Source organism: Mesorhizobium wenxiniae, from assembly GCF_002284535.1.
GTDB lineage: Bacteria > Pseudomonadota > Alphaproteobacteria > Rhizobiales > Rhizobiaceae > Mesorhizobium > Mesorhizobium wenxiniae.
The window spans coordinates 361,158-385,364 of record NZ_NPKH01000011.1; the positions used below are offsets into that span (position 1 = coordinate 361,158).

The following is a 24,207-nucleotide window of genomic DNA, read 5'->3' on the forward strand; positions in this document are numbered from 1 at the left end:
ATGCGCCCAAGGCAGGAGCGAAGCGCACCCGCCTCTGTCCTGCCGGACTGTCCAGCACGACAGAGGGGGATCGCTCGAAGCGCACTACGGCTAAAACAGCTAAGCTCACAGCGGCTGGGTCGTGTAATCCCCTTCCGGCTCGTAGAGGCCATCCTCGATCTTGGTCTTATGGACGACGTTCAGCCGGCCGCCTTCGACCTTGGAGATGTTCTGGATGCCGAAACACTGGTGGATCTTGCCGTTGAAGCTCTTCGGCCCTTGTGGATGCTCGGGGCCTTCGGCGAACTCGGTCAAGGCCTCGGTCGCCTCGACCAGCTTGGCGCGGTCTTCCGGACCCTTGTAGCCGGCATCCTCCATCGCCTTCTTGACGACAAAGAGCGTCTCCCAGCAGCCGAACATGTGCGCGGCGGTGGAGACATCCTTCGGATCGCCGACGGCGGCACCATTGTCGTCGATGCCGACGGCGGCGCGATAGGCCTTCTGCGCGGCGGAATCATCGGGCTGCGCGTAGCGCGGCGAGCCTTCCCAGAAGTGGCTGCCGTCGAGGAATTCGAGGCCAGGGCTGTTGATGTCGGTGGCTTCGAGCGAATCGATGAAGCCGAACAGCTGCGGCCGGTTGGAGCCATAGAACTCGCCGAGTTCCTTGACGAAGGTGAGCACCGCCGGGCCGACCATGACGTGGTAGATCACCTCGGTTTCGGCCGGGATCTGCGGAAAATATTTGGTGAAGGACGATTCCGTCGGCGGGATGGCGATCTGGGCAATGACTTCGGCGCCCTGCGCCTTCAGCGCGGGCGGCAGGTAGTCGCGATGGTCATAGCCAAAGGCGAAATCGGGGAATATCTGCGTCACCTTCTTGCCGGCATTCGCCGCGATCCACGGCGCCATCGCCTGGATCTGGCTCTTCACGTCGGTGATGCCGGGCTGGAAGACGTAGCGATTGAGCTTGGTCGAGGCGACGTGGTGGCCTTCGCTGACGACAAAATAAGGCATCTTGGCCTCGCCGGCGGCCGGCGCCGAGCCGATGACGACATGCGAAAACAACGTGCCGTAGACAATGTCGGTCTTGTGCTGGGTGGCGAACTTGCCGACCACTTCGGCGCCGCGGCCGGGATCGGTGCCGTCATCCTCTATAATCACCTCGACCGGCCGGCCGTTGATGCCGCCGGCTTCGTTGATCGCCTTGACCGCGGCGGCGGTGGTCCTCTCGTACCAGCGGCCGTACGCGGCGCCGATGCCGGTGCGGTGGGACTGGAAGCCGATCTTTATCGGCGCCGAGCTCTGCGCCTGGCTGTAGCGCACGAACCCAGGCGCGACGGCGAGGCCGGCGCCCGCGGCCAAGCCCTTCAGCGCCGTGCGGCGGGTGAGGCCGGTTTTGGAGAGATCGAAAAACCCATTCTTGTCGGTCACGGCAGTTCCCCTTGTTTTTGAGTTTTGACCAATGGCTGTAGCGAGGCGGGCCACTCTTGGTAAGAGCGCCGAAATTGCATGTGTACAAACTAAATCATCAAAGCCCTGACGTGGCAAGCGGGCTTTCCCCAAGGTTCAATCGACACCATTGAGCCGGGCTTTTGTCTCATCCGGCCGCCGGCGTGGCAAGCAACCACAGGCCGAAGACCGTATAGGCGATCATCAGCACGGTGAGCGGAAACTGGCTGAGCGCGGCGCGGCCGGGAACCGGGTGCAGTCGCCAGGCGAGGCCATGCGCGACGAGCACGGCCAGCATGTGACCGGCGATGATGACGCCGGCCTGGACATTCCACAGCCACCATGCCGAGCCCGCGCCGGCGGCGACGCCGGCTTCGATCTGCATGCCGGCGGTGCCGAACAGGTTCCAGCCCAGCGCCAACGGGTCGGAAAGCGCAGCCACCGCGTATTGGCCGTCGACAAGCAGTGCGGTCAGATAATGCGCGACATGGTATGCGAGCGCGATCGGCACGATCGACCAGACCAGCAGCCCTGCGGCTTCACCGAGAGAATGCGGGCTGCCGGCAAGACGCTGGCCAAGGACAACGGCAACGATGAACGCGGCTGCGAGCAAGACGAACGTTAGCACGAGCCCGAAGGTGCCGATGCCCATCACCGCCGTGCGCCCAGGAAACTCCAGCGGGTTGATGCCGAACAGGCCGAGCCAGAAGAAGGTTTTCGACAGGCCGTCGAAGGAGACCGACGACAGCGCAAGCAGTAGGAAACCGCTGCCGCTGAGCGACAGCGGCGCGGCATTGCTGAGCTTGGCGCCCGGCCAGCAGAGACTGAGCCGGCCGCCTTCATTGCGCTCGACTTCATTGCGCTTGCCTTCATTGCGCTCAAGGAGGGCGAATCGTGCAATCATGGCGAAGAAGACGGCCAGGAACTCGCCTCGCCGGCTCCAGTCGCGGTAGCCGAACACTAGCATGGCGGCAAAACTCAGCAGCCAATAGAAACCGGCGGCCCAGGCGAGCCGCGCCGGATCGTCGGGCGCCGGGTCGATCAGCTCGAACCAGGCGAAGGCGAAGAACAGCACGAAAGCCGGCCAGCAACCGAGCCACGCAGGCGGTCGCCATGTCTTGCGATTGCCGAACAGGCGGGAAATGACACGCCAGGGCCCGTACCAGGGGTTGAGCCATGACCAGAGATTGCCGAACAGTCCCTGCAGCAAAACCAGGCTAACCCAGAGCAGCGTCCAGATCGCCAGGGGCAGCGGGTTGGAGAGCGGATCGCGGCTGCCGAACAGGCCGGCCGCAATAAGAATTGCAAAGCCAGCAAAGGATATCAGGCTGACGACTGCCCGCGCGCCGTCGCCGAATGCGAAAAGCGGCAGGCGCCGCCGCCAGACGCGGGCAGGAAAGTCTGACGGCAGCAGCGCCAGGACAAGGAAACTGGCGGCGACCGCGAGCGCACCGCCGGCGACGTAGTAGCCGGTGGGCAGAAGCAGGACGTGGCCGCGGTCAGAGGCATGGGCGAAGGCGGGGGTGGGCGCGAGGAGGATCAATGAAGCCGCAAAGGGTATTGCTATTGCCAACCGGCAGCGCACTACGGCGAAGGAACTCATGCTATCCAAGAGTTCCCTCGCCCCTCACACCTTGACCAGCTGCTCCACGCGGTCTTTCTCGCCAAATATACGCAAATAGCGTTCGATCTCTTTCTCGTCGCCGGTGGCCTTGGCGGGATTGTCGGCGAGCTTGACCGCCGGGCGGCCATTGGCCTCGATTACCTTGCAGACCAGCGAGATGGCGTCGAGCCGGTTGGTGTCGGTCGGCGCGCAGCCTTCGAAATCATTGGTCAGGTTGGTGCCCCAGCCGAAGGACATGCGCACCTTGCCGCGGAAGTGGCGGTAGGTTTCCTCGATGGTCTCGACCTCGAGCCCGTCGGAGAAGATGAGCAGCTTCTGCCTTGGGTCCTTGCCCTTTTCACGCCACCAGGAAAGTATCTTCTCCCCGCCTTCGATCGGCGGCGCGCTGTCGGGGCGGAAGCCGGTCCAGTCGGCGACCCAGTCCGGCACGTCACGCAGGAACGCCGAGGTGCCGAAGGTGTCCGGCAGCACGATCAGCAAATTGCCGCCATAGTAGCGCTGCCAGTCCTCCAGCACCTTGTAGGGCGACTGTTTCAATTCCTTTTCCGAATTGGCGAGCGCGGCGAACACCATCGGCAGTTCATGCGCGTTGGTGCCGAGCGCCTCAAGGTCGTTGTCCATGGCCAAAAGCACGTTGGAGGTGCCGGTGAAAGCCTCGCCGATGCCTTCCTTGAGCGCTTCGACGCACCAGCGCTGCCACAGGAACGAATGGCGGCGGCGGGTGCCGAAATCCGAAATGCGGATATCGGGCAGCGCCTTCAACCGCTCGGTCTTGGCCCACATCTTGGCCTTGGCGCGGGCATAGAGCACGTCGAGCGCGAAGGGCCCGAACGCCCGCATGGCCGCGCGAGATCGAAGTTCATTGATAATTGCCAGTGCCGGGATCTCCCACAGCGTCGTGTACATCCACGGACCGCTGAAAGTGAGCTCGTACTGGCCATCGCGCTTGGAGAGCTCGTATTCCGGCAGCTGGAAATGCTCGAGCCAGGCGAGGAATTCCGGTTCAAAGATCTGCTTGCGGCCATAAAAGGTGTTGCCGCCGAGCCAGATCATCTCCTTCTTCGAGAAGCGCAAGGTGCGGGCATGGTCGAGCTGATCGCGCAGTTCCGCCTCGTCGATCTCCTCGGCAAGGCGAACCGAGGTGGTGCGGTTGATCAGCGAGAAGGTGGTGTCGATCTTGGGGTACATGCCCCAAATCATCTGCAGCATCAACAGCTTGTAGAAATCGGTGTCGAGCAGACTGCGGACGATCGGGTCTAGTTTCCAGGTGTGGTTGTAGACGCGCCGCGCTATATCGGTCTTAGTCATGTCTCGATGCCGCCTTCGCTGCTCGCTTCCTGCGGAATGCCTCTTAGCATTGAATTTTTGAAAGCGCCTCCCGCTTTGCGAGCTGGCCCGACAAAAAGAAAACCCTGCGGCAAGTGCAGGACTTCGGCAATCGCAGCCTCAGGACGCCGTCTTGGCGCCGATCACTCGCAGCGCCGGGCGCTTCCTGCGGATGCCGATCCGGCCCGCAACCGGCGCATCGGCGCGGCCGTCGGCCTGTTCTTTCTCGGCAAACAGCCAGTCGATGAACAGCTGCACGATCGGCGCCGACCTCATCTCGTTGCGGCAGACGACGTAGAAATCGTCGACCGCCGGCACCGACAGGCTGAACGGCGCGACGAGCAATCCCCTGGCGAGCAGTCCGCTTGCGGTCACCGTATCGCCGAGCGCCACGCCATGGCCGTGAACAGCGGCCTCGCTCGCCATGCGCGCGTCGCCGAGATGGTGTCGGCGGCCGCGCTCCAGATCCAGTGCGTCGGCGGCGGCGAGCCAGGTGTGCCACTCGCGGCCGTCGTCGCCATGCAGGAAGACGTGATCGGCGAGATCGCGCACGGTGCGGATCGGACGGTTGTTGATCAGCGTCGGGCTGACCACCGGGAACAGTTCGAGGCCTGACCATTTGCGCATCCAGCAATCGGTCCAGCTGCCGTCGCCATAATGCACGCAGACGTCGATATGCGGCGCGCGGATGTCCTTGGCGTCGTTGGATGGGATCAGCGTCAGCCTGATATCGGGATATTGCGAGGTGAAGCTGCCAAGCCGCGGGATCATCCACAGCAGCAGCAGCGCCGGCACGCAGGACACCGAGAGGGCGCCGGTGCTCGCCGGCCTCGTCATGCGCTGCGTGGCGGCAGCGATGCCGTCGAAAGCGGTGGACACCGCCGGCAGCAATTCGGCGCCGTGCGGCGTCAGCTTCACCCGCTGACCGGCGCGCTCGAACAGCTTGACGCCAAGCGACTGTTCGAGCGCCTTGATCTGATGACTGATGGCGCCGTGGGTGACGTTCAGCTCAGCCGCCGCCTTGGTCAGCGAGGCATGGCGCGCCGTTGCCTCGAAGGCGCGCAATGGATTCAGGGGAGGCAGACGCTTGGCCATCGGAGCCTCAAACGAGCACGATCCCGAAAAGTGGAACCCGGTTTTCGGATAAGATCGTGCTCAACATTAATGTGAGATTTTCTCACAGCAAAGACCCTAACAATATCAATTGATTTTTCAATGCAGCTGCAAGACACTTTGGGTCGAACAGCATCAAGACGTGAAATCCGCAGGCAGCCGACAGGATGGCGACCGTCATTGATGGCCGCTCTGCACCAGCCATGGAGGACCGACATGGGTTATGATCGCGGCAAGCTCGAAGCGTTGCGCCGCAAATATGGCGAAAGCCATGGCGGCGAGATGTTCGACCCGAAATTCCGGCGTGTCGCCGACAAGATCTTTTCCAAGAGCGGCACACGGCTGGCGCCCTATTCCGGCATTCCGACCTTCCTTAGCGCGCCTTACCGGGAAATAGCCGCCGACAATCCTGATTTCGGCGATCTGCAGGTGGCGATGATCGGCGTGCCGATGGACCTTGGCGTCACCAACCGGCCGGGCGCCCGCTTCGGGCCCAGGGCGCTGCGCGCCATCGAGCGCATCGGCCCCTACAACCACGTGCTGGAATGCGCGCCGACACACGAGCTGAAGGTGGCCGACATCGGCGACGTGCCGTTCCAGAGCCGCTACCGGCTGGAGACCAGCCATGACGACATCGAGCGCCGGACGAACCAGATCGTCGACGCCGGCGTCATTCCGCTTTCGGTCGGCGGCGATCACTCGATCAGCCATCCGATCCTGAAGGCGGTCGGCAAAAAGGCGCCGGTCGGCATGATCCATATCGACGCCCACTGCGACACCAGCGGCCTGTTCGACATGACCAAGTTCCACCATGGCGGGCCGTTCCGCAACGCGGTGCTGGACGGGGTGCTGGATCCGTCGCGCACAATCCAGATCGGTATCCGCGGCTCGGCCGAGTATCTTTGGGAGTTCACCTACGAATCCGGGATGACCGTGGTGCATGCCGAAGAGGTGACCGGCCTCGGCATACCCGCCATCATCGCGAAGGCGCGCCAGATCGTCGGCGATGGCCCGACCTATGTGTCCTTCGACATCGACAGCATCGACCCGGCCTTTGCGCCGGGCACCGGCACGCCGGAAGTAGGCGGGCTAACGACGCGGGAAGTGCTTGAACTTTTGCGCGGCCTCAAAGGGCTCAACATCGTCGGCGGCGACGTCGTCGAGGTGGCGCCGCAGTATGACACGACCACCAACACCGCCCATGCCGGTGCGCAGGTGCTGTTCGAGATCCTCAGCCTGATGGTGTTCAGCCCGGCGATCTCAGGCAAGGGAGCTTAACGCACTTCCAAGGCGAGCGCCGCGCTGGAGCCGGCGGCCGCTTTCAAAACAAACAAGCTTCCAGCAGGGGAACGACAATGGCACTTCACATGAAGCTCAAATCATCCATCGCCGGCGTGCTGCTGCTCGCCGGCCTCGGACTTGCCACCCAGGCCGCCAATGCCGACGCGCTCGACGACATCACCACGGCCGGCGCGATCAATGTCGGCATTTTCTCCGACTTTCCGCCCTTCTCCTCGGCCAGTGCCGATATGAGCATCAAGGGCTATGACATCGACGTGGCGCAGTTCATCGCCGACCAGCTCAAGGTCAAGCTCAACTTGGTCAGCGTGACCGGGCAGAACCGCATCCCGTATCTTACCGACAAGCGCGTCGATATCCTGATGAGCGTCGGCTACTCCAAGGAACGCGAGCAGGTGATCGATTTCGCCGCCGCCTACGCACCCTACTATATCGCCGTCATCGGCCCGGCCGCGCTCAAGGTCGAAGGCAAGGACGACCTCGCCGACAAGTCGATCGCCGTCAACCGCGGCACGCTGGAAGATACGTCACTGACCGAGGCAGCACCCGCCTCGGCCGACATCCGCCGTTTCGACAACTACAACTCCGTCATCCAGGCCTTCATCTCGGGTCAGACCCAGCTGATGGTCGTCGGCAACGATGTCGGCGCCCAGGTGCTCGCCCGCCAGGAGGCACTGAAGCCGGAACAGAAGTTCCAGCTTCTCACCTCGCCCTCGCATATCGGCCTCAACAAGAACGAGGACCGCCTGAAGCAAGCGGTCAACGACGCGGTCGCCAAGATGCTGGCCGACGGCAAGCTGGACGAAAGCTCGAAAGCCTGGCTCAAAACACCGCTCAATCCCGACAACCTCAAGGATTGATCTCCGGGGGTAAGGACCTATCATGGGCTACAGCCTCGACTTCGGCTGGCTTGCCGATGCGACAGGTGCGATCGCGCGCGGGGCGGCCATGACGATCCTGTTGATCGCCGTGACCACGCTCGCGGGAACATTCCTCAGCATCCTCGGTGCGGCAGGGCGGCGAAACGGCCCCTTGCTGCTCAAGCGAGCGATCGGCGTCTATGTCGAGGTGATGCGCAACACGCCGTTCCTGGTGCAGCTGTTCTTCATCTTCTTCGGGCTGCCCAGCATCGGCATAAGGCTGGATCCGCTGCTGGCCGCCATGCTGGCAATGACGCTCAACATGGCGGCCTACACGATCGAGATCGTCGGCGCCGGGCTCGACGCGGTGCCGCGCGGGCAGACGGAAGCAGCACTGGCGCTTGGGCTCAGGCCACGTCAGGTGTTCGTCAAGATCGTGCTGCCGCAGGCGCTCAAGGTGATCTATCCGGCGCTGACCAGCCAGATCATCATCATGATGCTGGAGTCCGCCGTGGTGTCGCAGATCGCGGTGCGCGAACTGACCTACGAGGCCGACATGCTGCAGGCGCGCACCTTCCGCGCATTCGAGACGTATTTCGTGGTGACGATCGTATCTCCTTCTGTCGATGGGGCTGCGCCGGCTGCTGGTCAGCGGCGGCCGCCGCGCTCTGGGAGCCGGCGTGTCATGATCGAATTCACCTTCTGGGATATTGTCCGAAACCTTGTGCTCGCCGCGCGCTGGACGGTGCTTCTGTCGCTGGCGGCTTTCGTCGGCGGCGGCGTGGTCGGGATGCTCGTGCTGTTCTTCCGGATCGCCAAGAATAAATGGGCGCAGCGGCTTGCATCGGGATACATCGCGCTTTTTCAGGGAACGCCGCTGCTCATGCAGCTCTTCCTGATGTTCTTCGGCCTGCCGATGCTGGGCTTGCGCATCGAACCGTGGACCGCCGCAGCGCTTGGCCTCACCTTTTTCGCCAGCGCCTATCTCGCCGAGATCTGGCGCGGCGGCGTCGATGCGCTGCCGCGCGGCCAGTGGGATGCCGGCGCCAGTCTCGGCCTCCACTATCTGCAGGAACTCCGGCTGATCATCCTGCCGCAGGCGTTCTCGATCACCCGTGCGCCGACTGTCGGTTTCCTGGTGCAGCTGATCAAGTCGACCGCGCTGACCTCGATCATCGGTTTCGAGGAACTGGTCAGGACATCCAACGCGATCAACAATGCGACCTTCGAACCCTTCACCGTCTATGGGCTGGTGGCGCTGATCTTCTTCGTCATGTGTTTTCCGCTGACGCAATATGCACGCAGGCTTGAACGCGCCGCGGCCCGCTGAGCCGCACCGGTCGACCGTCGGGATTCTGCTTCAATGCCCAAAGGAGAGCGGCGGCGCGATCCTGTCGCGCCGCAGCCAGCGGGCCAGAAGCAGCGCCGCCACCACCGCCAACCCCAACGACAGGCCGATCCAGATGCCGACGCCGTCGAGCCCGGAATAGAAGGCCAGCAGCACGCCGAGCGGCAGGCCGATACCCCAATAGCCGATCGCTGCATAGATCATCGGCACCTTGGTGTCGTGCAGGCCGCGCAACATGCCGGCGGCAACCGCCTGCGCGCCGTCGAAAATCTGGAACAGCGCGGCAAAGGCCAGGAACGACACGGCAAGCCCGATCACCCTGGCATTGGCCGGTTCACCAAGATCGATGAAGGCGCTGATCAGCAGCTGCGGCCACAGGATCATCACCAGCCCCATCAGCGCCATGAACGAGACGCCGATGACAAAGGCGGTCCAGCCGGCGCGGGAAACCCCTTCCGGATTGCCGGCGCCATGGGCGAGCCCGACACGCACCGTCGCCGCCTGGTTGAGGCCGAGCGGCACCATGAAGCTGATCGAGGCGATCTGGATGGCGATGGCATGCGCTGCAAGCGAGGCAGCGTCGATCAGCCCCATGAGAAGGGCTGCCGCGTTGAAGATCGTCACCTCGAAGGCGAGCAGGCCGGCGATCGGCAGGCCGAGCCGCAGCAGGCCCTTGAAGCGCGGCCAGTCGGCCCGCCAGAAGCGCCCGAACAGCTGGTAGCGGCGAAACTTCGGCTCAAGCATCACCACCGCCGCCATGCCGACGAACATCAGCGTGCTGGACAGCGTGGTGGCGAGGCCGGAGCCGGCGATGCCCATCGAAGGAGCGCCGAGATTGCCGAACATGAACACCCAGTTGAAGAAGACATTGCAGGCGACGGCAACGAAGACGATGACCAGCGCCCAACCCGGCCGCTCCAGCGCCGAGATAAACGAGCGCAGGACGATATAGCCGTAGAAGGGCAGCACCGCCCATTCGAGCCAGCGCAGATAGATGCCGGCCTGATGTGCCAGCGCCGGTTCCTGACCCATGGCCAGCAACACGGCCTCGCCGTACCAGAGAAATATCCAGATCGGGATTGAGATGAGGATCGCCAGCCACAGGCCCTGCCGCACGGTGCGGCGCAGATCGCGCACGGAATGGCGACGGCGGCCGAGTTCCGTGGCGATCATCGGCGAGGTCGCCAGCATCAGGCCGAGCCCGAAGATCAGCGGCATGAAATAGAGGTTGGCGCCGAGCGCGCCGCTGGCCAATGTGTCCGGACCCAGCCGCCCCATCATCATGACATCGGTGGCGGTCATCGCGGTCTGGCCGAGATTGGTGAGCACCATCGGCCAGGCGAGCGCCAGCGTCGCCCTGATTTCCTGACGCCAAAGATTTTCCGGCGCGCGAGCGCCGGCTTCGATCGCAGACATTTTTCGCCTATCCGATTGCGGCGCGTCGGCAAAAAGGCCGGAAGCCGCGTCTCAGCGCGGAAAATAGCCGTGATCGGCCCGGATTCCGCATTAACAGCCCGGCTTGTCTACGAAATGGGCAGCTATGGCAAGAGGCTGACTCAGAGGAAAGAGTTGAGCCAGCGCGTACGGTCTCATTCCCGCTTGTTTGGAGAGAGCGCAGAAGCCGCTATGGTTGCGTCGCTGACTGACCTGAAGAGCAGGCATGATATCAGATTCCATCGAAAGGCATGCGGATGAGCGCGTTTCCCGAAATCTATCTGGTTCGGCATGGCGAGACGGAATGGAGCGCCTCCGGAAAGCACACCGGCCTGACCGACATACCGCTGACGCCTGCCGGCGAGGAGGCCGCCGGGCGGGTCGCTGAGCGGTTGCAGGGCCTTTCGTTCCAGGCTGTCTGGTCGAGCCCGTCGCAGCGCGCCTTCAAGACTTGTACGCTGGCCGGCTTCGGTTCGGCCGGCGTGAAGAAGGCCGATCTGGCGGAATGGGATTACGGCGCTTACGAGGGGCTGACCACAAAGCAGATCCTCATCGAACGCCCCGGCTGGCGTCTGTTTCGCGACCGCTGCCCTGATGGCGAGGCGGCAGAGGACGTCGGCGCAAGGGCGGATCGGATCATCGACGAGCTGCGTGGCGTCAACGGCAATGTCCTGGTGTTTTCAAGCTCTCATTTCCTGCGGGTGCTGGCTACGCGCTGGCTCGGCCTGCCGCCGCAAAATGGAGCTCTGTTCGTGCTGGATACCGCCAGCACAAGCGTACTCGGCTATGAGCACGACATTAGCGAACCAATTATCCGGCGCTGGAACCAGAGATAGCAGACGCTTTAAAGGCTTGTTCGCGTCTATCTGATTGCGTCCAGCGCCTGCCTCTGCCGGTGCATCTCCAAAAACACACGATAGTCGCGGTCGAACCGGCCGGCGGCCGCCGAATTGGGCTCTCGCGTCTTGCCGCCTTGCTGCATGGCGACACAGGCGGCGTTCAAATCGGGAAAAAGGCCGGCGGCGGTGGCGGCGATCATGCCGGTGCCGAGCAGCACCGCCTCGTCGGCCAGCGGCTCGACCACCGTGCAGCCGGTGGCGTCGGCATAAAGCTCCATCAGCAGCGGGTTCTTGGTGTGGCCGCCGGTGACATGCAGCGTGTCGATCAGATAGCCGTTCTCGTTCAGGGCTTCCAGCACATGCCGCACGCCTAGCGCAATGCTTACGGCGGTACGCCAATAGAGCTTGCACAAGCTGTCGAAGGAGGAATCCAGCGTCAGCCCGCTGATGACGCCGACGGCATGCGGGTCGGCGAGCGGCGAGCGGTTGCCGTGGAAATCCGGAAGCAAATACAGCCTTCCGGCAAGGTTCTCGCCCTCGACGGTGCGCAGTTCGGCAACGCGCCGAGCGATCCTGGCGTGCATGGCGGCATCCGGCTCACCGCCGGCGCCGTGCCAGCGGATGATGTGATCGAGCAGCGCGCCGGTGGCCGACTGGCCGCCTTCCGACAGCCAAAGGCTGGGCAGCGCTGCGCCATAATACGGGCCCCAGACGCCGGCAAAGGGTTGCGGGTCGGGCGACATCGCCATGACGCAGCTCGAGGTGCCGGCGATCAGCGCCAGATGCCGGCCGATGTTGGTTTCATCGCCGGCAAAGCCGCCGAGCACGCCGAGCGCGCCGGCGTAGGCGTCGATGACGCCGGCGCCGACCCGGCATTTTTCGGTCAGGCCAAGCTCAGCCGCAGCTTCCGCACTCAGCCGGCCGAGATCGGCGCCCACCGGGCTGGCCTTGTCAGGCAGATTGCCATGCTCGAAGAGATCGCCGAGCCCGACCGCTTCGAAGAAGTCGTGCCGCCAGCCGGTCTCTTCATGCGCCAGATAGGTCCATTTGGCGGTCAGCGTGCATTGCGAGCGGGCGAGCGAACCGGTCGCCTTCCAACTGAGAAAGTCGGCTAGGTCGAATAGATAGCCGGCTTCGTTCCATGTCCCGGGCAGGTTGCGCTTCAGCCACATCAGCTTCGGCGTCTCCATTTCGGGCGACATGACGCCGCCGATATAGTCGAGCACGGCATGGCGGCTTTCGGTGCATTCATCGGCCTCGGCAATGGCGCGGTGATCGAGCCAGACGATGGTGTCCCAGCGCCTGTCGCCCGACACCGAGACGCTGAGCTGGCCACCATCCCTGCCCCGCACCACCAGCGAGCAAGTGGCGTCGAAGGAGACGCCAACGATATCCTCCGCTGCCACGCCGGCTTTTTCGCGGGCCGCGCGCACGGCAATACAGACCGCCGACCAGATATCCTGCGAATCGTGCTCGGCGTGATCGGCCTTCGGCCGGTTCATGACGATCGGGTGCTCGGCGCGGCCGAGCAAGGTGCCTCCGGTGTCGAGAATGCCCGCACGGGCGCTCCCGGTGCCGACATCGACCGCGCAAACGAAACTTTTCGTCAAGGTGTTCTTGCTCTCGCTCCCAGGCCTGCAATCAGATCGGGCAATTGCAGCATGTCAGCGAATATAAAGTCCGGTTCACTCGACGCAAGCCGCGCTTTCAGTGCCGGGTTGCCCGCGTGCGAGCCGCCGGTGAAGGCAAGGACGCGCATGCCCGCCGCCCGTGCCGCCGCGACGCCGGCGGGGCTGTCCTCGACGACGAGACAATTTTGCGGGATCGCTCCCATGTTGGCGGCTGCATGGAGAAAAAGGTCCGGCGCCGGCTTGCCCCGCGCCACCATGGCGGCGCTGAACAGATGCGGCTCGAGCAGCCCGAGCAGCCCGGTGACGTCGAGCGCATAGCGGATGCGGTCCAGCGTGCCGGAGGAAGCAACGCAGCATGGCATGGCGAGCCTCGGCAGAACCTGCCCGATCCCGGGAATCGGTTTCAGCTCCTCGCGAAATTTGCGCATCAGCTCGACGCGCATCTCGCTCAGGTGCTGGTCGGTGATATCAAGTCCGAAGTCGCGGCCGAGAATTTCGCGGACGTTGTTCATGCTCTTGCCGAGGAAATGCTCATAGGCGGCGTCCTCGCTGACACTGCCGCCGGCGAGCGTGATCATGCTAAGCAGCGCCGAAACGGACAGCCCCTCGCTGTCGACCAGCACGCCGTCGCAGTCGAAAATGACCAGGTCAGGCGTCATGGGCATTGAGCCGATCTTAGAGATTGCCGGCGAGATAGCGCGTCAGTGTCGCACGCGCACCATCGGCCCAGAGCGCCTCGAGCGCATGGGCAAAGGCCTCGACAAACGGCGCCGAGCGGCCAACATCGCCATAGATGTCTTCCATGGCCAGCCAGGCGGCAGGCGTATCCTTTGCCGCCCTGGCTGTCGTCTGCAGCCGGTCCCAGCTCGGATCATTGGGTTCGATGACGACGCCGCTATCTGTGGTGCCGAAGCAGTAGCGGCACCACAGCGCCGATTCCAGCGCCAGGCCGGCGACGCCCTTGCCGGCCTTCAACCGGTCGGCGATGGTCGGGATGATGAATTTCGGCTGCCGGTTGGAGCCGTCGAGGCAGAGCCTGCGGATGGTGTCGCCGATCTTCGGATTGGAGAAGCGGTGCTCAATGAGTTGATAATAGTCTTCCAGCACGGTGTCCGGCACCGGCGGCACGGTCGGGATGATCTCGTCGTGCTCCAGCCTGTCGAGAAAGCCGCGCACCAGCGGCTCCTGCATTGCCTCGTGGACGAAATGGATGTCCATCAGCCCGGCCGGATAGGCGATGGTCGCATGACCGCCATTGAGGATGCGGATCTTCATCAACTCGTAGGGCGCGACATCACTGACGAACTGTACGCCGACCTTTTCCAGCAGCGGGCGGCCGTTGGTGAAACGATCCTCGAGCACCCATTGCCTGAACGGTTCGCAGAATACCGGCCAGTTGTCGTCGAGCCCGAATGCGCTCGAGAGAATGCCACGCTCGCGGTCAGTGGTGGCCGGCGTGATGCGGTCGACCATGCCGTTGGGAAAGGCAACGTTATCGCTCACCCAGGTCGCCAGGTTCTCGTCAATCAGCCGGGCGAGGCCGATGACGCCATCAGCGGTGACATGGCCGTTGTGAGGGATGTTGTCGCAGGACATGATCGTGAAGGGCACGATGCCGTCGTCGCGGCGGCGCATCAGCCCGGCAAGAATGATGCCGAAGACAGTTTTCGGCGTTGCTTCCGGCTGCGCATCGGCGACGATGTCGGGATGGGTCGGGTTGAACACGCCCGACGCCGGGTCGATGAAGTAGCCACCCTCGGTTATGGTCAGTGAAACGATCCTTATCGCCGGATCGGCAAGCCGTTCTATGATCGCGGCCGCGGCGCCCGGCATCAGGAAGTCGATCATGACACCGGTGACGCGGACGCTCATGTGGCCAGCATCCTGCTCGACCACGGTGGTCAGCCAGTCCTGTTCCTGCAACTTGCCGCGGCCGACCTTTTCGCCCTCGAAGACGCCGGCGCCGACAATTGCCCAGTCGTGGCCGAGGCCCGCATTGAACAGGTCGTCGAGATAGACGGCCTGATGCGAGCGATGGAAGTTGCCGACCCCGAAATGGACGATACCGGCCTTGAGCGCCGCGCGATCATATTTCGGGCCGGCGACCTCAGGCGGAAGCTTGGCGAGGATGGAAGAAGAGAGTTTCACGGTCATCTGCTTTACCCTTTAGCGGGACGGCTCTTCCCCCCGGTGGAGGAGACGGGGAGAAGAGCGCCTTCGCCCCCTCAACTCATCCACTGGCCGCCATCGACATTGTAGGTCTGGGCGACGATGTATTCGGCGTCGTCGCTGGCCAGGAACACCGCCATGCCGGTGAGGTCTTGCGCAGTGCCCATGCGGCCATAGGGCACGGCTTCGCCGACCAGCCTCTTCTTCTCGCCCTTCGGCCGGTTCTCGTATTTGGCGAACAGGGCATCGACATGGTCCCAGTGCTCGCCGTCGACGACGCCCGGCGCGATGGCGTTGACGTTGATGCGGTGCTTGATCAGGTCGAGTCCCGCCGACTGAGTGAGCGAGATAACGGCGGCCTTGGTAGCGCAATAGACGGCGACCAGCGCCTCGCCGCGGCGCCCGGCCTGGCTCGCCATGTTGATGATCTTGCCGCCCCGACCAGCCGCGATCATCGAGCGGGCGGCGGCCTGCAGCATGAACAGCGTGCCCGCGACATTGACGGAAAACAATCTGTCGTAGCTCGCCTTGGTGATCTCGACGATCGGCGCCAGGTCGAACAGAGCGGCGTTGTTGATCAGAATATCCAGCCGGTCGGCCCTTGTCTCGACCGCCTTGACCGCCGCCTCGATCGAAGCGAGGTCGGTGACGTCCAGTTTCACGGCGTAAGCGTTGCCGCCGATCTCCGAAGCGGTCTTTTCGGCGGCTTCGAGATTGATGTCGCCGATGGCGACCATGGCGCCCTCGCGGACATAGGCTTCGGCGAACGCCCTGCCGATGCCGCGCGCCGACCCGGTGATCAGCGCCGATTTACCCTTCAGCCTCATTGCATCATCGCCTTTCCATCGGCGCCGAAGCGGTGCAGCTTGGTCTTGTCTGGCGTCAGATAGATCGTGTCGCCGTGATGGGCGGCCAGTTCGCCGTCGGCGCGCACCGTCAGCGGTCCGACACCGTCGGCCTGCACGTGCAAAAGCGTGTCGGAGCCGAGATGCTCGGCGACGCCGACCGTGGCTTTCCATTCGCCTGAAGTCTTCGAGATGTTCATATGCTCGGGACGGATGCCGACGGTCTTGGCGCCATGTTTGGCCGCCGGCGCGCCTTCGATCAGGTTCATCTTGGGCGAACCGATGAAGCCGGCGACGAACAGGTTCTTCGGCGTCTTGTAGAGCTCCATCGGCGAGCCGACCTGTTCGATGTTGCCGGCATTGAGCACGACGATCTTGTCGGCCATGGTCATCGCCTCGACCTGGTCGTGGGTGACGTAGATCATCGTCGTCTTGAGCTGATGATGCAGCTCGCTGATCTCCAGCCGCATGGTGCCGCGCAGTGCTGCGTCGAGGTTGGACAAAGGTTCGTCGAACAGGAAAGCCGATGGCTGCCGTACGATGGCGCGGCCGATGGCGACGCGCTGGCGCTGACCGCCGGAGAGCTGGCCGGGGCGGCGATCGAGATAGTTGGTGAGGTTCAGGATGCGCGCCGCGTCCTTCACCTTCCGATCGATGGTCGCCTGGTCCTCTCCCGCCATCTTCAGCGGGAAGGCGATGTTCTTGGCCACCGTCATGTGCGGGTAGAGCGCATAGGACTGGAACACCATGGCCAGCTTGCGCTTGGCTGGCGCCTCGCCGGTGACGTCGCGGCCGTCGATGTTGATGGTGCCGGCGGTGGTATCCTCCAACCCGGCGATCAGTCGCAGCAGCGTGGACTTGCCGCAGCCTGACGGGCCGACGAAGACAACGAACTCGCCGTTCTCGATGACCAGGTCGATGCCCGGAATGATGATCGTCGACCCGAACGACTTGGAGACGTGCTTGAGCGTGATGTTTCCCATGGTTTCCTCCCCGAGGGGTTATTTTTCGCCAGATGCTTCGAGCAACGTCGCTACTTCACGGCACCAAATGTCAGGCCGCGCACCAGCTGCTTCTGGCTGAACCAGCCCATGATCAGGATCGGCGCGATCGCCAGCGTCGAGGCCGCCGACAGCTTGGCCCAGAACAACCCTTGAGGGCTTGAGAAGGAACTGATGAAGGCGGTGAGCGGGGCGGCCTCGGTGGTGGTCAGCCGGATCGTCCAGAACGCCTCGTTCCATGCCAGGATGATGTTGAGCAGCATTGTCGAGGCGATGCCCGGCACAGCCATCGGCGTCAGCACATAGACGATCTCGTTCCAGAGCGATGCGCCATCCATGCGCGCCGCTTCCAGGATCTCGCCCGGGATTTCGCGGAAGTAGGTGTAGAGCATCCACACCACGATCGGCAGGTTGATCAGCATCAGCATGATCATCAGACCGATGCGGCTGTCGAGCAATCCGGTATCGCGGAAGATCAGGTAGATCGGGAACAGCACGGCAACGGCCGGCATCATTTTGGTGGAAAGCATCCACATCAGGATGTCCTTGGTCCACTTGCCCGGCGAGAACGCCATCGACCATGCCGCCGGTATGGCGACGAGCAAAGCCAGGATAGTCGAGCCGACCGACAGGAACACGGAGTTGAGAAAGAACTTGAAGTAGCCGCTCTGCGCCTCGACCGCGGTATAGCTCTCCGTGGTTCCCGACGGAAACAGGTTGAAGCCCTGGATGGCCTCCTGCTCCGACTTGAACGAGGTGATGATCGTATAGAGGATCGGGAAGAAGATCAGCAGGGCGACGATCCAGGCGGCCGCGGTCGCAATCGTCTTGTGTTGGGTGCTGACTGCACGTGCCATCGTTTCCTCCCTTATTTGTCCAGGTTCTTGCCGACCGCGCGCATGGCGAAGAAGGCGACGATGTTAGCGAGAATGACGGCGATGATGCCGCCGGCGGATGCCTGGCCGATTTTGAACTCCAGCAGTGCCTTCTGGTAGACGAGGAAGGGCAGGTTGGTGGAGGCGTAACCCGGGCCGCCATTGGTGGTGACGAGGATCTCGGCATAGACCGACAGAAGGAAGATCGTCTGGATCAGGAGGACCACGGTGATGGCGCGCGACATATGCGGCAGCGTCAGATAGATGAAGCGGCTGACAAAACCGGCGCCGTCCATCTCGGCGGCTTCCTTCTGCTCGCCGTCGAGCGATTGCAGGGACGTCAACAGGATCAGCGTCGCAAACGGCAGCCATTGCCAGGCGACGATGATGATGATCGCCAGCATCGGATATTGGCCAAACCAGTCGATCGGCTGTCCGCCGAAGAAGCGCGCAATGTCGGCAAAGACGCCGTATTGCGGATGCATGATCATGTTCTTCCACACCAGCGCGGCGACCGGTGGCATGACGAAGAACGGCGAGATGACGAGGATGCGGACGATGCCCTGTCCCCACATCGGCTGATCGATCAGCAGCGCCAGCAGGATACCGCCGATCACCGTAATCAGAAGTACGCTGCCAACCAGGATAAGCGTGTTGAGGATCGACTGCAGGAATGCGGGATTGGAATAGAATAGGGCGTAGTTCGAGAAGCCGACAAAGCCGTCGCGGATCGGGTTGAGCGGATTGTACTGCTGGAAGGAGAACCACAGGGTGAATGCCAGCGGAACGATCATCCAGACGAACAGCAGCACCACGGATGGCGCCATCATGAAGCGGGCAAGCGAACGGGTCTGCTGAGTAGCCATGACGGTCACCCTTCAAAGGTCAGCCAATTTTTTCAGTGTTGTGAAGTGGCCGCCCGAACTGGGATTCGGACGGCCCCTGCCGGCCATGATGGGCAACCGGCGTTCGGCACCGGGAGGAGCCTACTGGATATATCCGCCCTCGGTCATCGTTGCGGTGGCGGCGTCCTGGGCCTGCTTCAGAGCGTCGTCGACGCTGGTCTGGCCGGCGAGTGCGGCCGAGAACAGCTGGCCGACGGTGGTGCCAAGGCCCTGGAACTCAGGGATGGCGACGAACTGGACGCCGACATAGGGTACCGGTTTGACGGTCGGGTGCGTCGGATCGGCGGCGTTGATCGAGTCCAGCGTCATCTTGGCGAACGGCGCCGCCTTCTGGTATTCGGGGTTGGCGTAGAGCGAGGTGCGCGTTCCGGGCGGAACATTGGCCCAACCTTCCTTCGATGCGACCAGCTCGAGATAGCCCTTGCTGGTTGCCCAGGCTACGAACTTCTGAGCCGCGTCAGCCTTTTGCGTGCCGGCGGGAATGGCCAGCGACCAGGCCCACAGCCAGTTGCCGCGCTTGCCCAGGCCATTGTCGGGCGCCAGCGCATAACCGACCTTGTCGGCGACCGTCGAGTTCTTCGGGTCGGAGACGAAGGAGGCAGCGACGGTGGCGTCGATCCACATGCCGCATTTGCCCTGCTGGAACAGCGCCAGGTTTTCGTTGAAGCCGTTCGAAGATGCGCCCTCCGGGCCATTGGCCTTCATCAGGTCGACATAGAACTGCAGCGTGTTCTTCCACTCGGGCTGGTCGAACTGCGGCTTCCAGTTCTCATCGAACCAGCGTGCGCCGAAGGAGTTCGACATGGCGGTCAGGAAGGCCATGTTCTCGCCCCAGCCGGCCTTGCCGCGCAGGCAGACGCCGTTCACGCCATTGGCGCGATCGGTCATCTTCTCGGCGGCCTGCTTGACGAAGTCCCAGGTCGGCGCGTCGGGCATGGTCAGCCCGGCCTTCTCCATCAGGTCCTTGCGGTACATGACGAACGAGCTTTCGCCATAGAACGGTGCTGCATAAAGCTTGCCGTCGACCGTCAGGCCGTTGGCGATGGCCGGGATGATGTCCTTGACGTCGTAATCGTCGCCGAGCTTGTCGAGCGGCAGCAGCCAGTTCTGCTTGGCCCAGATCGGAACCTCGTAAGTGCCGATGGTCATCACGTCGTACTGGCCGCCCTTGGTGGCGATGTCGGTGGTGACGCGCTCGCGCAGCACGTTTTCCTCGAGCGTGACCCACTGCAGCTGGATGTCGGGATTTTTTGCGGTGAAATCGTCGGTCAGCGTCTGCATGCGGACCATATCGCCATTGTTGACGGTGGCGATGGTGATGGATTCGGCATGCGCGGCGAACGCGAGGGTGCTGGCCGACAACAGACCCAGGGTGAGCGTGCGAAGTTTCATCAAATTCCTCCCATAGACCAAGCTGAGCATTTGCTTTGGCTGTGAGCAATTACTCACCTTGCGTGATTTATGTCAAGCCGGATTCGTTGCTGCAGCGCAGCACGAAAGCTCGTGCGGCATCCGGTTCGAGACGCGTTCGGGGGTATTTGAAGAACAGTGGGATGGCTATCCGCACACGCGAAATGCCGGATTTCGGCGCCCACTTGATTGGACAATTGCCGACCTACTGGCCGGCAATCTCAGCCAGGATCCATTCGCGAAAAGCGCGGATCTTCGGCACGTTGCGCCGCGCCTGGGGATAGACCAGCCAGTAGGCGTGGCCGTCGTCGCCGACCAGATCGAAAGGCTGGATCAGGCGGCCATCGGCAAGCTCGGCCTTGAAGAGAGCGGCCGTCACAATCGCCACGCCCTGCCCGGCAATCGCGGCGTTTGCCTCATAGGCCTGCGCCCCCATGCTGGAGCCGGGGCGCTTGGCCAGTTCCTCGACCGGCAGGCCGGCGGCGATAAACCAGTCCCGCCACCAGATGTCGCCGGGATCGAGGATCGGCAGGCGCAACAGGTCGGCCGGCTCCTTCACCCCGCCGATGGTCGCCGCGAGTTTCGGGCTCAGCATCGGCGTGAAGTCCGCATTGAAAAGCTTGTGCACCTCCACGCCCGGCCAGTTTCCGCCGCCCGAACGGATGGCGATGTCGATGTCCTCGCGGGCGAAATCGACGAGGCGGTTCGATGTATCGAGACGCACGGCCAGCGACGGATGCGCGACCTGGAACGAGCCGAGATGCTGCGCCAGCCAGTTCGAGGCAAAGGTCAGCAGCGTCGAGACGCAAAGCATCCCATCGGCGCCGCTGCGCGCCGCGGCATAGGCTCCACCCAACAGGGCGAACGCCTCGCTGACCGCAGGCGCCATGCGTTGCCCGGCCTCGGTCAACACGATCTGCCTTGGCCGGCGCAGGAACAAAGGCGCTCCGACGCGCTCCTCCAGAAGCTTGATCTGATAGCTCGCCGCCGCCTGCGTCATGCCGAGCTCGCCGGCGGCCTTGGTGAAGGAAAGATGCCGCGCCACCGCCTCGAACACCCGGATCGCCTGAAGCGGAGGGAGCTGGGAGACCTGCCGTGACTTGAGTTCAGGCATAAGCGCTCCTTATGGGCCGTGATCGACGTTTGATTGGCAGCAAGGCCCGATCCAGCCGATATTTGAGGTCGACGATTACTCTCGTCCAGAAATAACGAAGGCTGACGATCATGACCATTGTACAGGAAAAGCTATTTCTGACGCCAGGCCGAGACTGGTTTTTGCGGCTGGCGCGTGGATTGGCACGGCACGGAGCCAGAAAACGGGCTTATCTCGACATCAGGGAATTGCCGCCGCATCTGCAGCGCGACATGGGTTTCCTCGACGGCAACGATCCTTACGGCCGGCGCAAATAGCCTTGCTGGACTTATCGCAAATCAGCTGGTGGCCAGCAAGGCGGCGGCGGTCTGCTCGTCGGTGATGAGACCGTTGACCAGCCGCCGGTTTACAGCCGCAAGGATGCCCGGTAGTTTCCGCTCGCCCATGGCGAGCGCGATCACCAGCGATTTTTCACGCGACGGCAAAGATGCCGAGGACACTCTGTCATTGGTGATGCCCTCGATCATCCGGCCTTCGCGATCGAACACCCAGCCGACGATCTCAGCGACGCCGCCCGCTTTTTGCAGCGCCCTCAGTTCACTTTGCGAAATGAAGCCGTCCTCGTAAAGCGGCGCCTTGGGGCCGAGATCGCCGATGCCGACGAAGGTGACGTCGGCCTCCGCGGCAAGTGCTAGCGTCGGTTGGATCATCGGTTGGCTGAGCAGCATCTCGCGCTCTTCCGGCGAGGAGGCGATGACCGGCAACGGCATTGGGAAGGAGCGCGCCTTGACCCTGTCGGCCATGGTGAAGATGACGTTGTAGAAAGCGGCCGAACCGTCGGGCGAGATGTTACCAGTCAGCGACACCACCTTGTGCTGCGGACATTCCATCGGCGGCAGCTGCTCGATCGCCGCCTTCAACGTGCGGCCGGTGCCGATCGCCATGACGATCGGCGTCGGCGAGCGCAACCGTCTTTCGATTTCGGCAGCCGCCGCCACGGCGACGCCGATGGTGGAGGAGGAAGCGGGATCGCTCGGCACCACCTCGACCAGATCGAGCGCGAAGCGCGATTTCAGCCGGGCCGCGAGGTCGAGGCAATTGGCGATCGGGTGGTCGACACGGACCTTGATAAGCCCTTCCGACACCGCCAGCGACACCAGCCGCTGCGCCGTCTGTCGTGAGATGCCGAGCGTCGAGGCGATCTGGTCTTGCGTGTTCCCTGCGACATAATAGAGCCAGCCGGCGCGCGCCGCGTCGTCCAGCCTGTTGCTGCCGCTGTCCTGCCGGGAATTCAACTTGCTGCCTCCCTGCCCCGACAATCGAGACGGAGCGCCTTACTTTTACGGCGAAATGCGCTTGGGCGCAATTGCCTACCGACAGAGCAATTGCTTAGGTAGGTACTCAAGGTGCCTGTGGTGTTTCCAGGGGATGATCGTAGCCAAGCAGTTTTTGAAGTCCGGCAATTCATGAGTCCGGCAATGTCGGCGCGGCGGTTTATCTCCCGACGCAAACCCTTTAAGGGATTCGGACAAAGGAGCCTCGCATGACGCCGAAAGCGGTTTTCTGGGACATGGACGGCACGCTGGTCGACAGCGAGCCATTGCACGAGGCGGCGCTGATTGCGGCGCTGCACAGCGTCGGCATCGCGGCGCCGGCCGACCTGCATGAGCGGGTGCTCGGCATTGCCGCATGGCCGGTCTACGAGATGCTGCGCGACGAGTTCGGCCTCGACCTGCCCTTCGATGACTGGATCGTGCGCAAATACGACCACTATTTGCCGATGGCCGAGACGCTGAAGCCGCGCCCCGGCGCGATCGAGATCTTCAACGAGCTGCGCGCGCTTGGCGTGGCGCAAGCGGTGGTGTCCAATTCCGACCGGCTGGTCGTCGACGCCAATCTGCGCATGGTCGGTCTTTTCTATCCCGGCATGAAGACGGTCAGCCGCAACGACGTGCGCGAAGGCAAGCCGCATGCCGAGCCGTTCCTGCGCGCCGCATGGCTGGCCGATGTCGATCCGGCCGATGCCGTGGCCGTCGACGACAGCGTGACCGGCGTCACGGCGGGATTGGCGGCGGGGATGAGGACGATCTTCTGGCCGGAAGTGCCTATGGAAGGGCCGCCGGGCGCGATCGTCATCAACAGCGCCGACGAGTTGCGGGCTGAGCTGGGCCTTTAGGCATCAGTTCCGGTAAACCGGCTCCTGCTCGTCGAGGATCGCCTTCAATTCGGAAAGGTGCCGCTCGGCCTGGCCGGGATAATCTTCCTGCTCCGTTGCTGCCTTCTCCGCGATTTCGTCCGACAGGACCCGCAGCGGTCGGCCGGTCCACAGCGCCTTTATGTAGGTCTCGGCGGCGCGTTCGAAATAGAACATGCGGTTGAAGGTGTCGGCGACGCTATCGCCGATGACCAGCACGCCATGGTTGCCCATGACCATTACCTTGACCTTCGGATCGGTAAGCAGCTGTGAGCAGCGTTCGCCCTCTTCCTCGAAGGCGAGCCCGCCATAATGGCCATCGACGACGTGACGGTTGAAGAAGATCGCCGAGTTCTGGTCGATCGGCGGCAACGTCGAGTCGGCGAGCGAAGCGAGCACCGTGGCGTGGATCGAGTGCACATGCATGACGCAGCGCGCATGACGCACATTACGATGGATGGCGCCATGCAGGCCCCATGCCGTCGGGTCGGGTGCATTCGGGCCGGAGAGCGTATCGGGATCGTTGGCGTCGATCAGCAGCAGGTCGCTCGCCTTGATGCGTGAGAAATGCACCTGGTTGGGATTCATCAGGAATTGCGAGCCGTCATCGTTGACGGCCAGCGAGAAATGATTGGCCACGGCTTCATGCATGTTGAGCCGCGCCGTCCAGCGGAAGGCGCAAGCCAGATCGACGCGCTCCTCGTAGAAGGGCAGGTTGGTCAGCATTTCCTTCTGCAAGCGGGCGATGCTCATCGAAAACCTCCGTGAAAGAAACAAGGATGCCGCGCGCCGCGGATGCGCGCAACCGGTTTC

At 63.2% G+C, this 24,207-nt stretch carries 22 protein-coding genes and 1 pseudogene; 7 read left to right on the forward strand and 16 right to left on the reverse strand.

Annotated elements, in window-relative coordinates:
• Positions 1-105: 105 nt before the first annotated feature.
• The 4 genes from CIT31_RS04135 to gcvA (CIT31_RS04150) form a co-directional block, all read right to left on the reverse strand.
• A complete protein-coding gene (locus CIT31_RS04135) occupies positions 106-1,410 on the reverse strand; it encodes an ABC transporter substrate-binding protein (RefSeq protein ID WP_095517533.1) in 1,305 nt (434 codons plus the stop codon).
• Positions 1,411-1,576: 166 nt separating this feature from the next.
• On the reverse strand, positions 1,577-3,031 hold the full coding sequence (locus tag CIT31_RS04140) for a hypothetical protein (RefSeq protein ID WP_095517534.1): 1,455 nt from the start codon (positions 3,029-3,031) through the stop codon (positions 1,577-1,579).
• Positions 3,032-3,055: 24 nt separating this feature from the next.
• Complete coding sequence (pncB, locus tag CIT31_RS04145) at positions 3,056-4,360, reverse strand: nicotinate phosphoribosyltransferase (protein WP_095517535.1); 1,305 nt, start codon at positions 4,358-4,360, stop codon at positions 3,056-3,058.
• A 138-nt stretch (positions 4,361-4,498) separates the two neighbouring features.
• On the reverse strand, positions 4,499-5,473 hold the full coding sequence (gene gcvA / locus CIT31_RS04150) for a transcriptional regulator GcvA (protein WP_095517536.1): 975 nt from the start codon (positions 5,471-5,473) through the stop codon (positions 4,499-4,501).
• 234 nt (positions 5,474-5,707) lie between these two features.
• Here gcvA (CIT31_RS04150) and speB point away from each other — a divergent pair, with 234 nt between their 5' ends.
• The 4 genes and pseudogenes from speB (at position 5,708) to CIT31_RS04170 (ending at position 8,980) form a co-directional block, all read left to right on the forward strand.
• Positions 5,708-6,769, forward strand: a complete 1,062-nt coding sequence (speB, locus tag CIT31_RS04155) for an agmatinase (RefSeq protein WP_095517537.1) — start codon at positions 5,708-5,710, stop codon at positions 6,767-6,769.
• Between the two features lie 77 nt (positions 6,770-6,846).
• Positions 6,847-7,650: a transporter substrate-binding domain-containing protein gene (locus CIT31_RS04160; protein WP_095517538.1), complete on the forward strand. Its 804-nt coding sequence runs from the start codon at positions 6,847-6,849 to the stop codon at positions 7,648-7,650.
• A gap of 22 nt (positions 7,651-7,672) precedes the next feature.
• Positions 7,673-8,339, forward strand: a pseudogene (locus CIT31_RS04165) (amino acid ABC transporter permease).
• Positions 8,336-8,980 carry an amino acid ABC transporter permease gene (locus CIT31_RS04170; protein WP_029347212.1) on the forward strand — a complete coding sequence of 215 codons (645 nt, stop codon included), beginning with the start codon at positions 8,336-8,338 and terminating at the stop codon, positions 8,978-8,980. Before CIT31_RS04165 ends, CIT31_RS04170 begins: the two are co-directional and overlap by 4 nt.
• Positions 8,981-9,010: 30 nt before the next feature.
• Here CIT31_RS04170 and CIT31_RS04175 read toward each other — a convergent pair whose 3' ends face one another.
• Complete coding sequence (locus CIT31_RS04175) at positions 9,011-10,414, reverse strand: MATE family efflux transporter (protein ID WP_095517539.1); 1,404 nt, start codon at positions 10,412-10,414, stop codon at positions 9,011-9,013.
• Between the two features lie 275 nt (positions 10,415-10,689).
• Between CIT31_RS04175 and CIT31_RS04180 the strand changes: the two genes are divergently transcribed.
• On the forward strand, positions 10,690-11,268 hold the full coding sequence (locus tag CIT31_RS04180) for a histidine phosphatase family protein (RefSeq protein ID WP_095517540.1): 579 nt from the start codon (positions 10,690-10,692) through the stop codon (positions 11,266-11,268).
• Positions 11,269-11,294: 26 nt separating this feature from the next.
• On the opposite strand, the gene CIT31_RS04185 is transcribed toward CIT31_RS04180, so the two are convergent.
• The 9 genes from CIT31_RS04185 to gcvA (CIT31_RS04225) form a co-directional block, all read right to left on the reverse strand.
• Entirely contained in the window at positions 11,295-12,881 is a 1,587-nt protein-coding gene (locus CIT31_RS04185; RefSeq protein ID WP_095517541.1) for an FGGY-family carbohydrate kinase, read from the reverse strand.
• Complete coding sequence (locus CIT31_RS04190; RefSeq protein WP_095517542.1) at positions 12,878-13,561, reverse strand: HAD-IA family hydrolase; 684 nt, start codon at positions 13,559-13,561, stop codon at positions 12,878-12,880. The genes CIT31_RS04185 and CIT31_RS04190 overlap by 4 nt, the downstream gene beginning before the upstream one ends.
• A 16-nt stretch (positions 13,562-13,577) precedes the next feature.
• Positions 13,578-15,056, reverse strand: a complete 1,479-nt coding sequence (locus tag CIT31_RS04195; RefSeq protein ID WP_095517543.1) for a mannitol dehydrogenase family protein — start codon at positions 15,054-15,056, stop codon at positions 13,578-13,580.
• A gap of 71 nt (positions 15,057-15,127) precedes the next feature.
• The gene (locus CIT31_RS04200) at positions 15,128-15,898 is read right to left on the reverse strand and encodes an L-iditol 2-dehydrogenase (RefSeq protein WP_095517544.1); all 771 of its coding nucleotides are present in this window, start codon (positions 15,896-15,898) and stop codon (positions 15,128-15,130) included.
• Positions 15,895-16,899 carry an ABC transporter ATP-binding protein gene (locus CIT31_RS04205; RefSeq protein ID WP_065011647.1) on the reverse strand — a complete coding sequence of 335 codons (1,005 nt, stop codon included), beginning with the start codon at positions 16,897-16,899 and terminating at the stop codon, positions 15,895-15,897. The genes CIT31_RS04200 and CIT31_RS04205 overlap by 4 nt, the downstream gene beginning before the upstream one ends.
• Positions 16,900-16,949: 50 nt before the next feature.
• Complete coding sequence (locus CIT31_RS04210; protein WP_023801521.1) at positions 16,950-17,774, reverse strand: carbohydrate ABC transporter permease; 825 nt, start codon at positions 17,772-17,774, stop codon at positions 16,950-16,952.
• An 11-nt stretch (positions 17,775-17,785) separates the two neighbouring features.
• Positions 17,786-18,658 (reverse strand): carbohydrate ABC transporter permease, encoded by an 873-nt coding sequence (locus tag CIT31_RS04215; RefSeq protein ID WP_095517545.1) that lies wholly within the window; start codon positions 18,656-18,658, stop codon positions 17,786-17,788.
• 120 nt (positions 18,659-18,778) lie between these two features.
• Positions 18,779-20,089, reverse strand: a complete 1,311-nt coding sequence (locus CIT31_RS04220; RefSeq protein WP_095517546.1) for an ABC transporter substrate-binding protein — start codon at positions 20,087-20,089, stop codon at positions 18,779-18,781.
• Between the two features lie 223 nt (positions 20,090-20,312).
• Positions 20,313-21,221 carry a transcriptional regulator GcvA gene (gene gcvA / locus CIT31_RS04225; protein ID WP_029347193.1) on the reverse strand — a complete coding sequence of 303 codons (909 nt, stop codon included), beginning with the start codon at positions 21,219-21,221 and terminating at the stop codon, positions 20,313-20,315.
• Between the two features lie 110 nt (positions 21,222-21,331).
• Between gcvA (CIT31_RS04225) and CIT31_RS04230 the strand changes: the two genes are divergently transcribed.
• Positions 21,332-21,517, forward strand: coding sequence for a hypothetical protein (locus CIT31_RS04230; protein ID WP_095517547.1), 186 nt, complete (start codon positions 21,332-21,334; stop codon positions 21,515-21,517).
• Between the two features lie 21 nt (positions 21,518-21,538).
• Here the strand turns inward: CIT31_RS04230 and CIT31_RS04235 are convergent, their stop codons facing one another.
• Positions 21,539-22,495 (reverse strand): sugar-binding transcriptional regulator, encoded by a 957-nt coding sequence (locus CIT31_RS04235; RefSeq protein ID WP_095517548.1) that lies wholly within the window; start codon positions 22,493-22,495, stop codon positions 21,539-21,541.
• Between the two features lie 248 nt (positions 22,496-22,743).
• On the opposite strand from CIT31_RS04235, the gene CIT31_RS04240 reads away from it, so the two are divergent.
• Positions 22,744-23,376, forward strand: a complete 633-nt coding sequence (locus CIT31_RS04240) for an HAD family hydrolase (protein ID WP_095517549.1) — start codon at positions 22,744-22,746, stop codon at positions 23,374-23,376.
• A 3-nt stretch (positions 23,377-23,379) separates the two neighbouring features.
• Here the strand turns inward: CIT31_RS04240 and CIT31_RS04245 are convergent, their stop codons facing one another.
• Complete coding sequence (locus CIT31_RS04245) at positions 23,380-24,147, reverse strand: class II aldolase and adducin N-terminal domain-containing protein (protein WP_029347185.1); 768 nt, start codon at positions 24,145-24,147, stop codon at positions 23,380-23,382.
• Between the last annotated feature and the right edge of the window lie 60 nt (positions 24,148-24,207).

What these genes read in the sequence shown, in the direction of transcription:
- CIT31_RS04140 (WP_095517534.1), bottom strand. Translation starts at nt 3,031, where the DNA reads ATGAGTTCCTTCGCCGTAGTGCGCTGCCGGTTGGCAATAGCAATACCC.
- pncB (WP_095517535.1), bottom strand. Translation starts at nt 4,360, where the DNA reads ATGACTAAGACCGATATAGCGCGGCGCGTCTACAACCACACCTGGAAA.
- gcvA (WP_095517536.1), bottom strand. Translation starts at nt 5,473, where the DNA reads ATGGCCAAGCGTCTGCCTCCCCTGAATCCATTGCGCGCCTTCGAGGCA.
- speB (WP_095517537.1), top strand. Translation starts at nt 5,708, where the DNA reads ATGGGTTATGATCGCGGCAAGCTCGAAGCGTTGCGCCGCAAATATGGC.
- CIT31_RS04160 (WP_095517538.1), top strand. Translation starts at nt 6,847, where the DNA reads ATGGCACTTCACATGAAGCTCAAATCATCCATCGCCGGCGTGCTGCTG.
- CIT31_RS04170 (WP_029347212.1), top strand. Translation starts at nt 8,336, where the DNA reads ATGATCGAATTCACCTTCTGGGATATTGTCCGAAACCTTGTGCTCGCC.
- CIT31_RS04175 (WP_095517539.1), bottom strand. Translation starts at nt 10,414, where the DNA reads ATGTCTGCGATCGAAGCCGGCGCTCGCGCGCCGGAAAATCTTTGGCGT.
- CIT31_RS04180 (WP_095517540.1), top strand. Translation starts at nt 10,690, where the DNA reads ATGAGCGCGTTTCCCGAAATCTATCTGGTTCGGCATGGCGAGACGGAA.
- CIT31_RS04190 (WP_095517542.1), bottom strand. Translation starts at nt 13,561, where the DNA reads ATGACGCCTGACCTGGTCATTTTCGACTGCGACGGCGTGCTGGTCGAC.
- CIT31_RS04195 (WP_095517543.1), bottom strand. Translation starts at nt 15,056, where the DNA reads ATGACCGTGAAACTCTCTTCTTCCATCCTCGCCAAGCTTCCGCCTGAG.
- CIT31_RS04200 (WP_095517544.1), bottom strand. Translation starts at nt 15,898, where the DNA reads ATGAGGCTGAAGGGTAAATCGGCGCTGATCACCGGGTCGGCGCGCGGC.
- CIT31_RS04205 (WP_065011647.1), bottom strand. Translation starts at nt 16,899, where the DNA reads ATGGGAAACATCACGCTCAAGCACGTCTCCAAGTCGTTCGGGTCGACG.
- CIT31_RS04210 (WP_023801521.1), bottom strand. Translation starts at nt 17,774, where the DNA reads ATGGCACGTGCAGTCAGCACCCAACACAAGACGATTGCGACCGCGGCC.
- CIT31_RS04215 (WP_095517545.1), bottom strand. Translation starts at nt 18,658, where the DNA reads ATGGCTACTCAGCAGACCCGTTCGCTTGCCCGCTTCATGATGGCGCCA.
- CIT31_RS04220 (WP_095517546.1), bottom strand. Translation starts at nt 20,089, where the DNA reads ATGAAACTTCGCACGCTCACCCTGGGTCTGTTGTCGGCCAGCACCCTC.
- gcvA (WP_029347193.1), bottom strand. Translation starts at nt 21,221, where the DNA reads ATGCCTGAACTCAAGTCACGGCAGGTCTCCCAGCTCCCTCCGCTTCAG.
- CIT31_RS04230 (WP_095517547.1), top strand. Translation starts at nt 21,332, where the DNA reads ATGACCATTGTACAGGAAAAGCTATTTCTGACGCCAGGCCGAGACTGG.
- CIT31_RS04240 (WP_095517549.1), top strand. Translation starts at nt 22,744, where the DNA reads ATGACGCCGAAAGCGGTTTTCTGGGACATGGACGGCACGCTGGTCGAC.
- CIT31_RS04245 (WP_029347185.1), bottom strand. Translation starts at nt 24,147, where the DNA reads ATGAGCATCGCCCGCTTGCAGAAGGAAATGCTGACCAACCTGCCCTTC.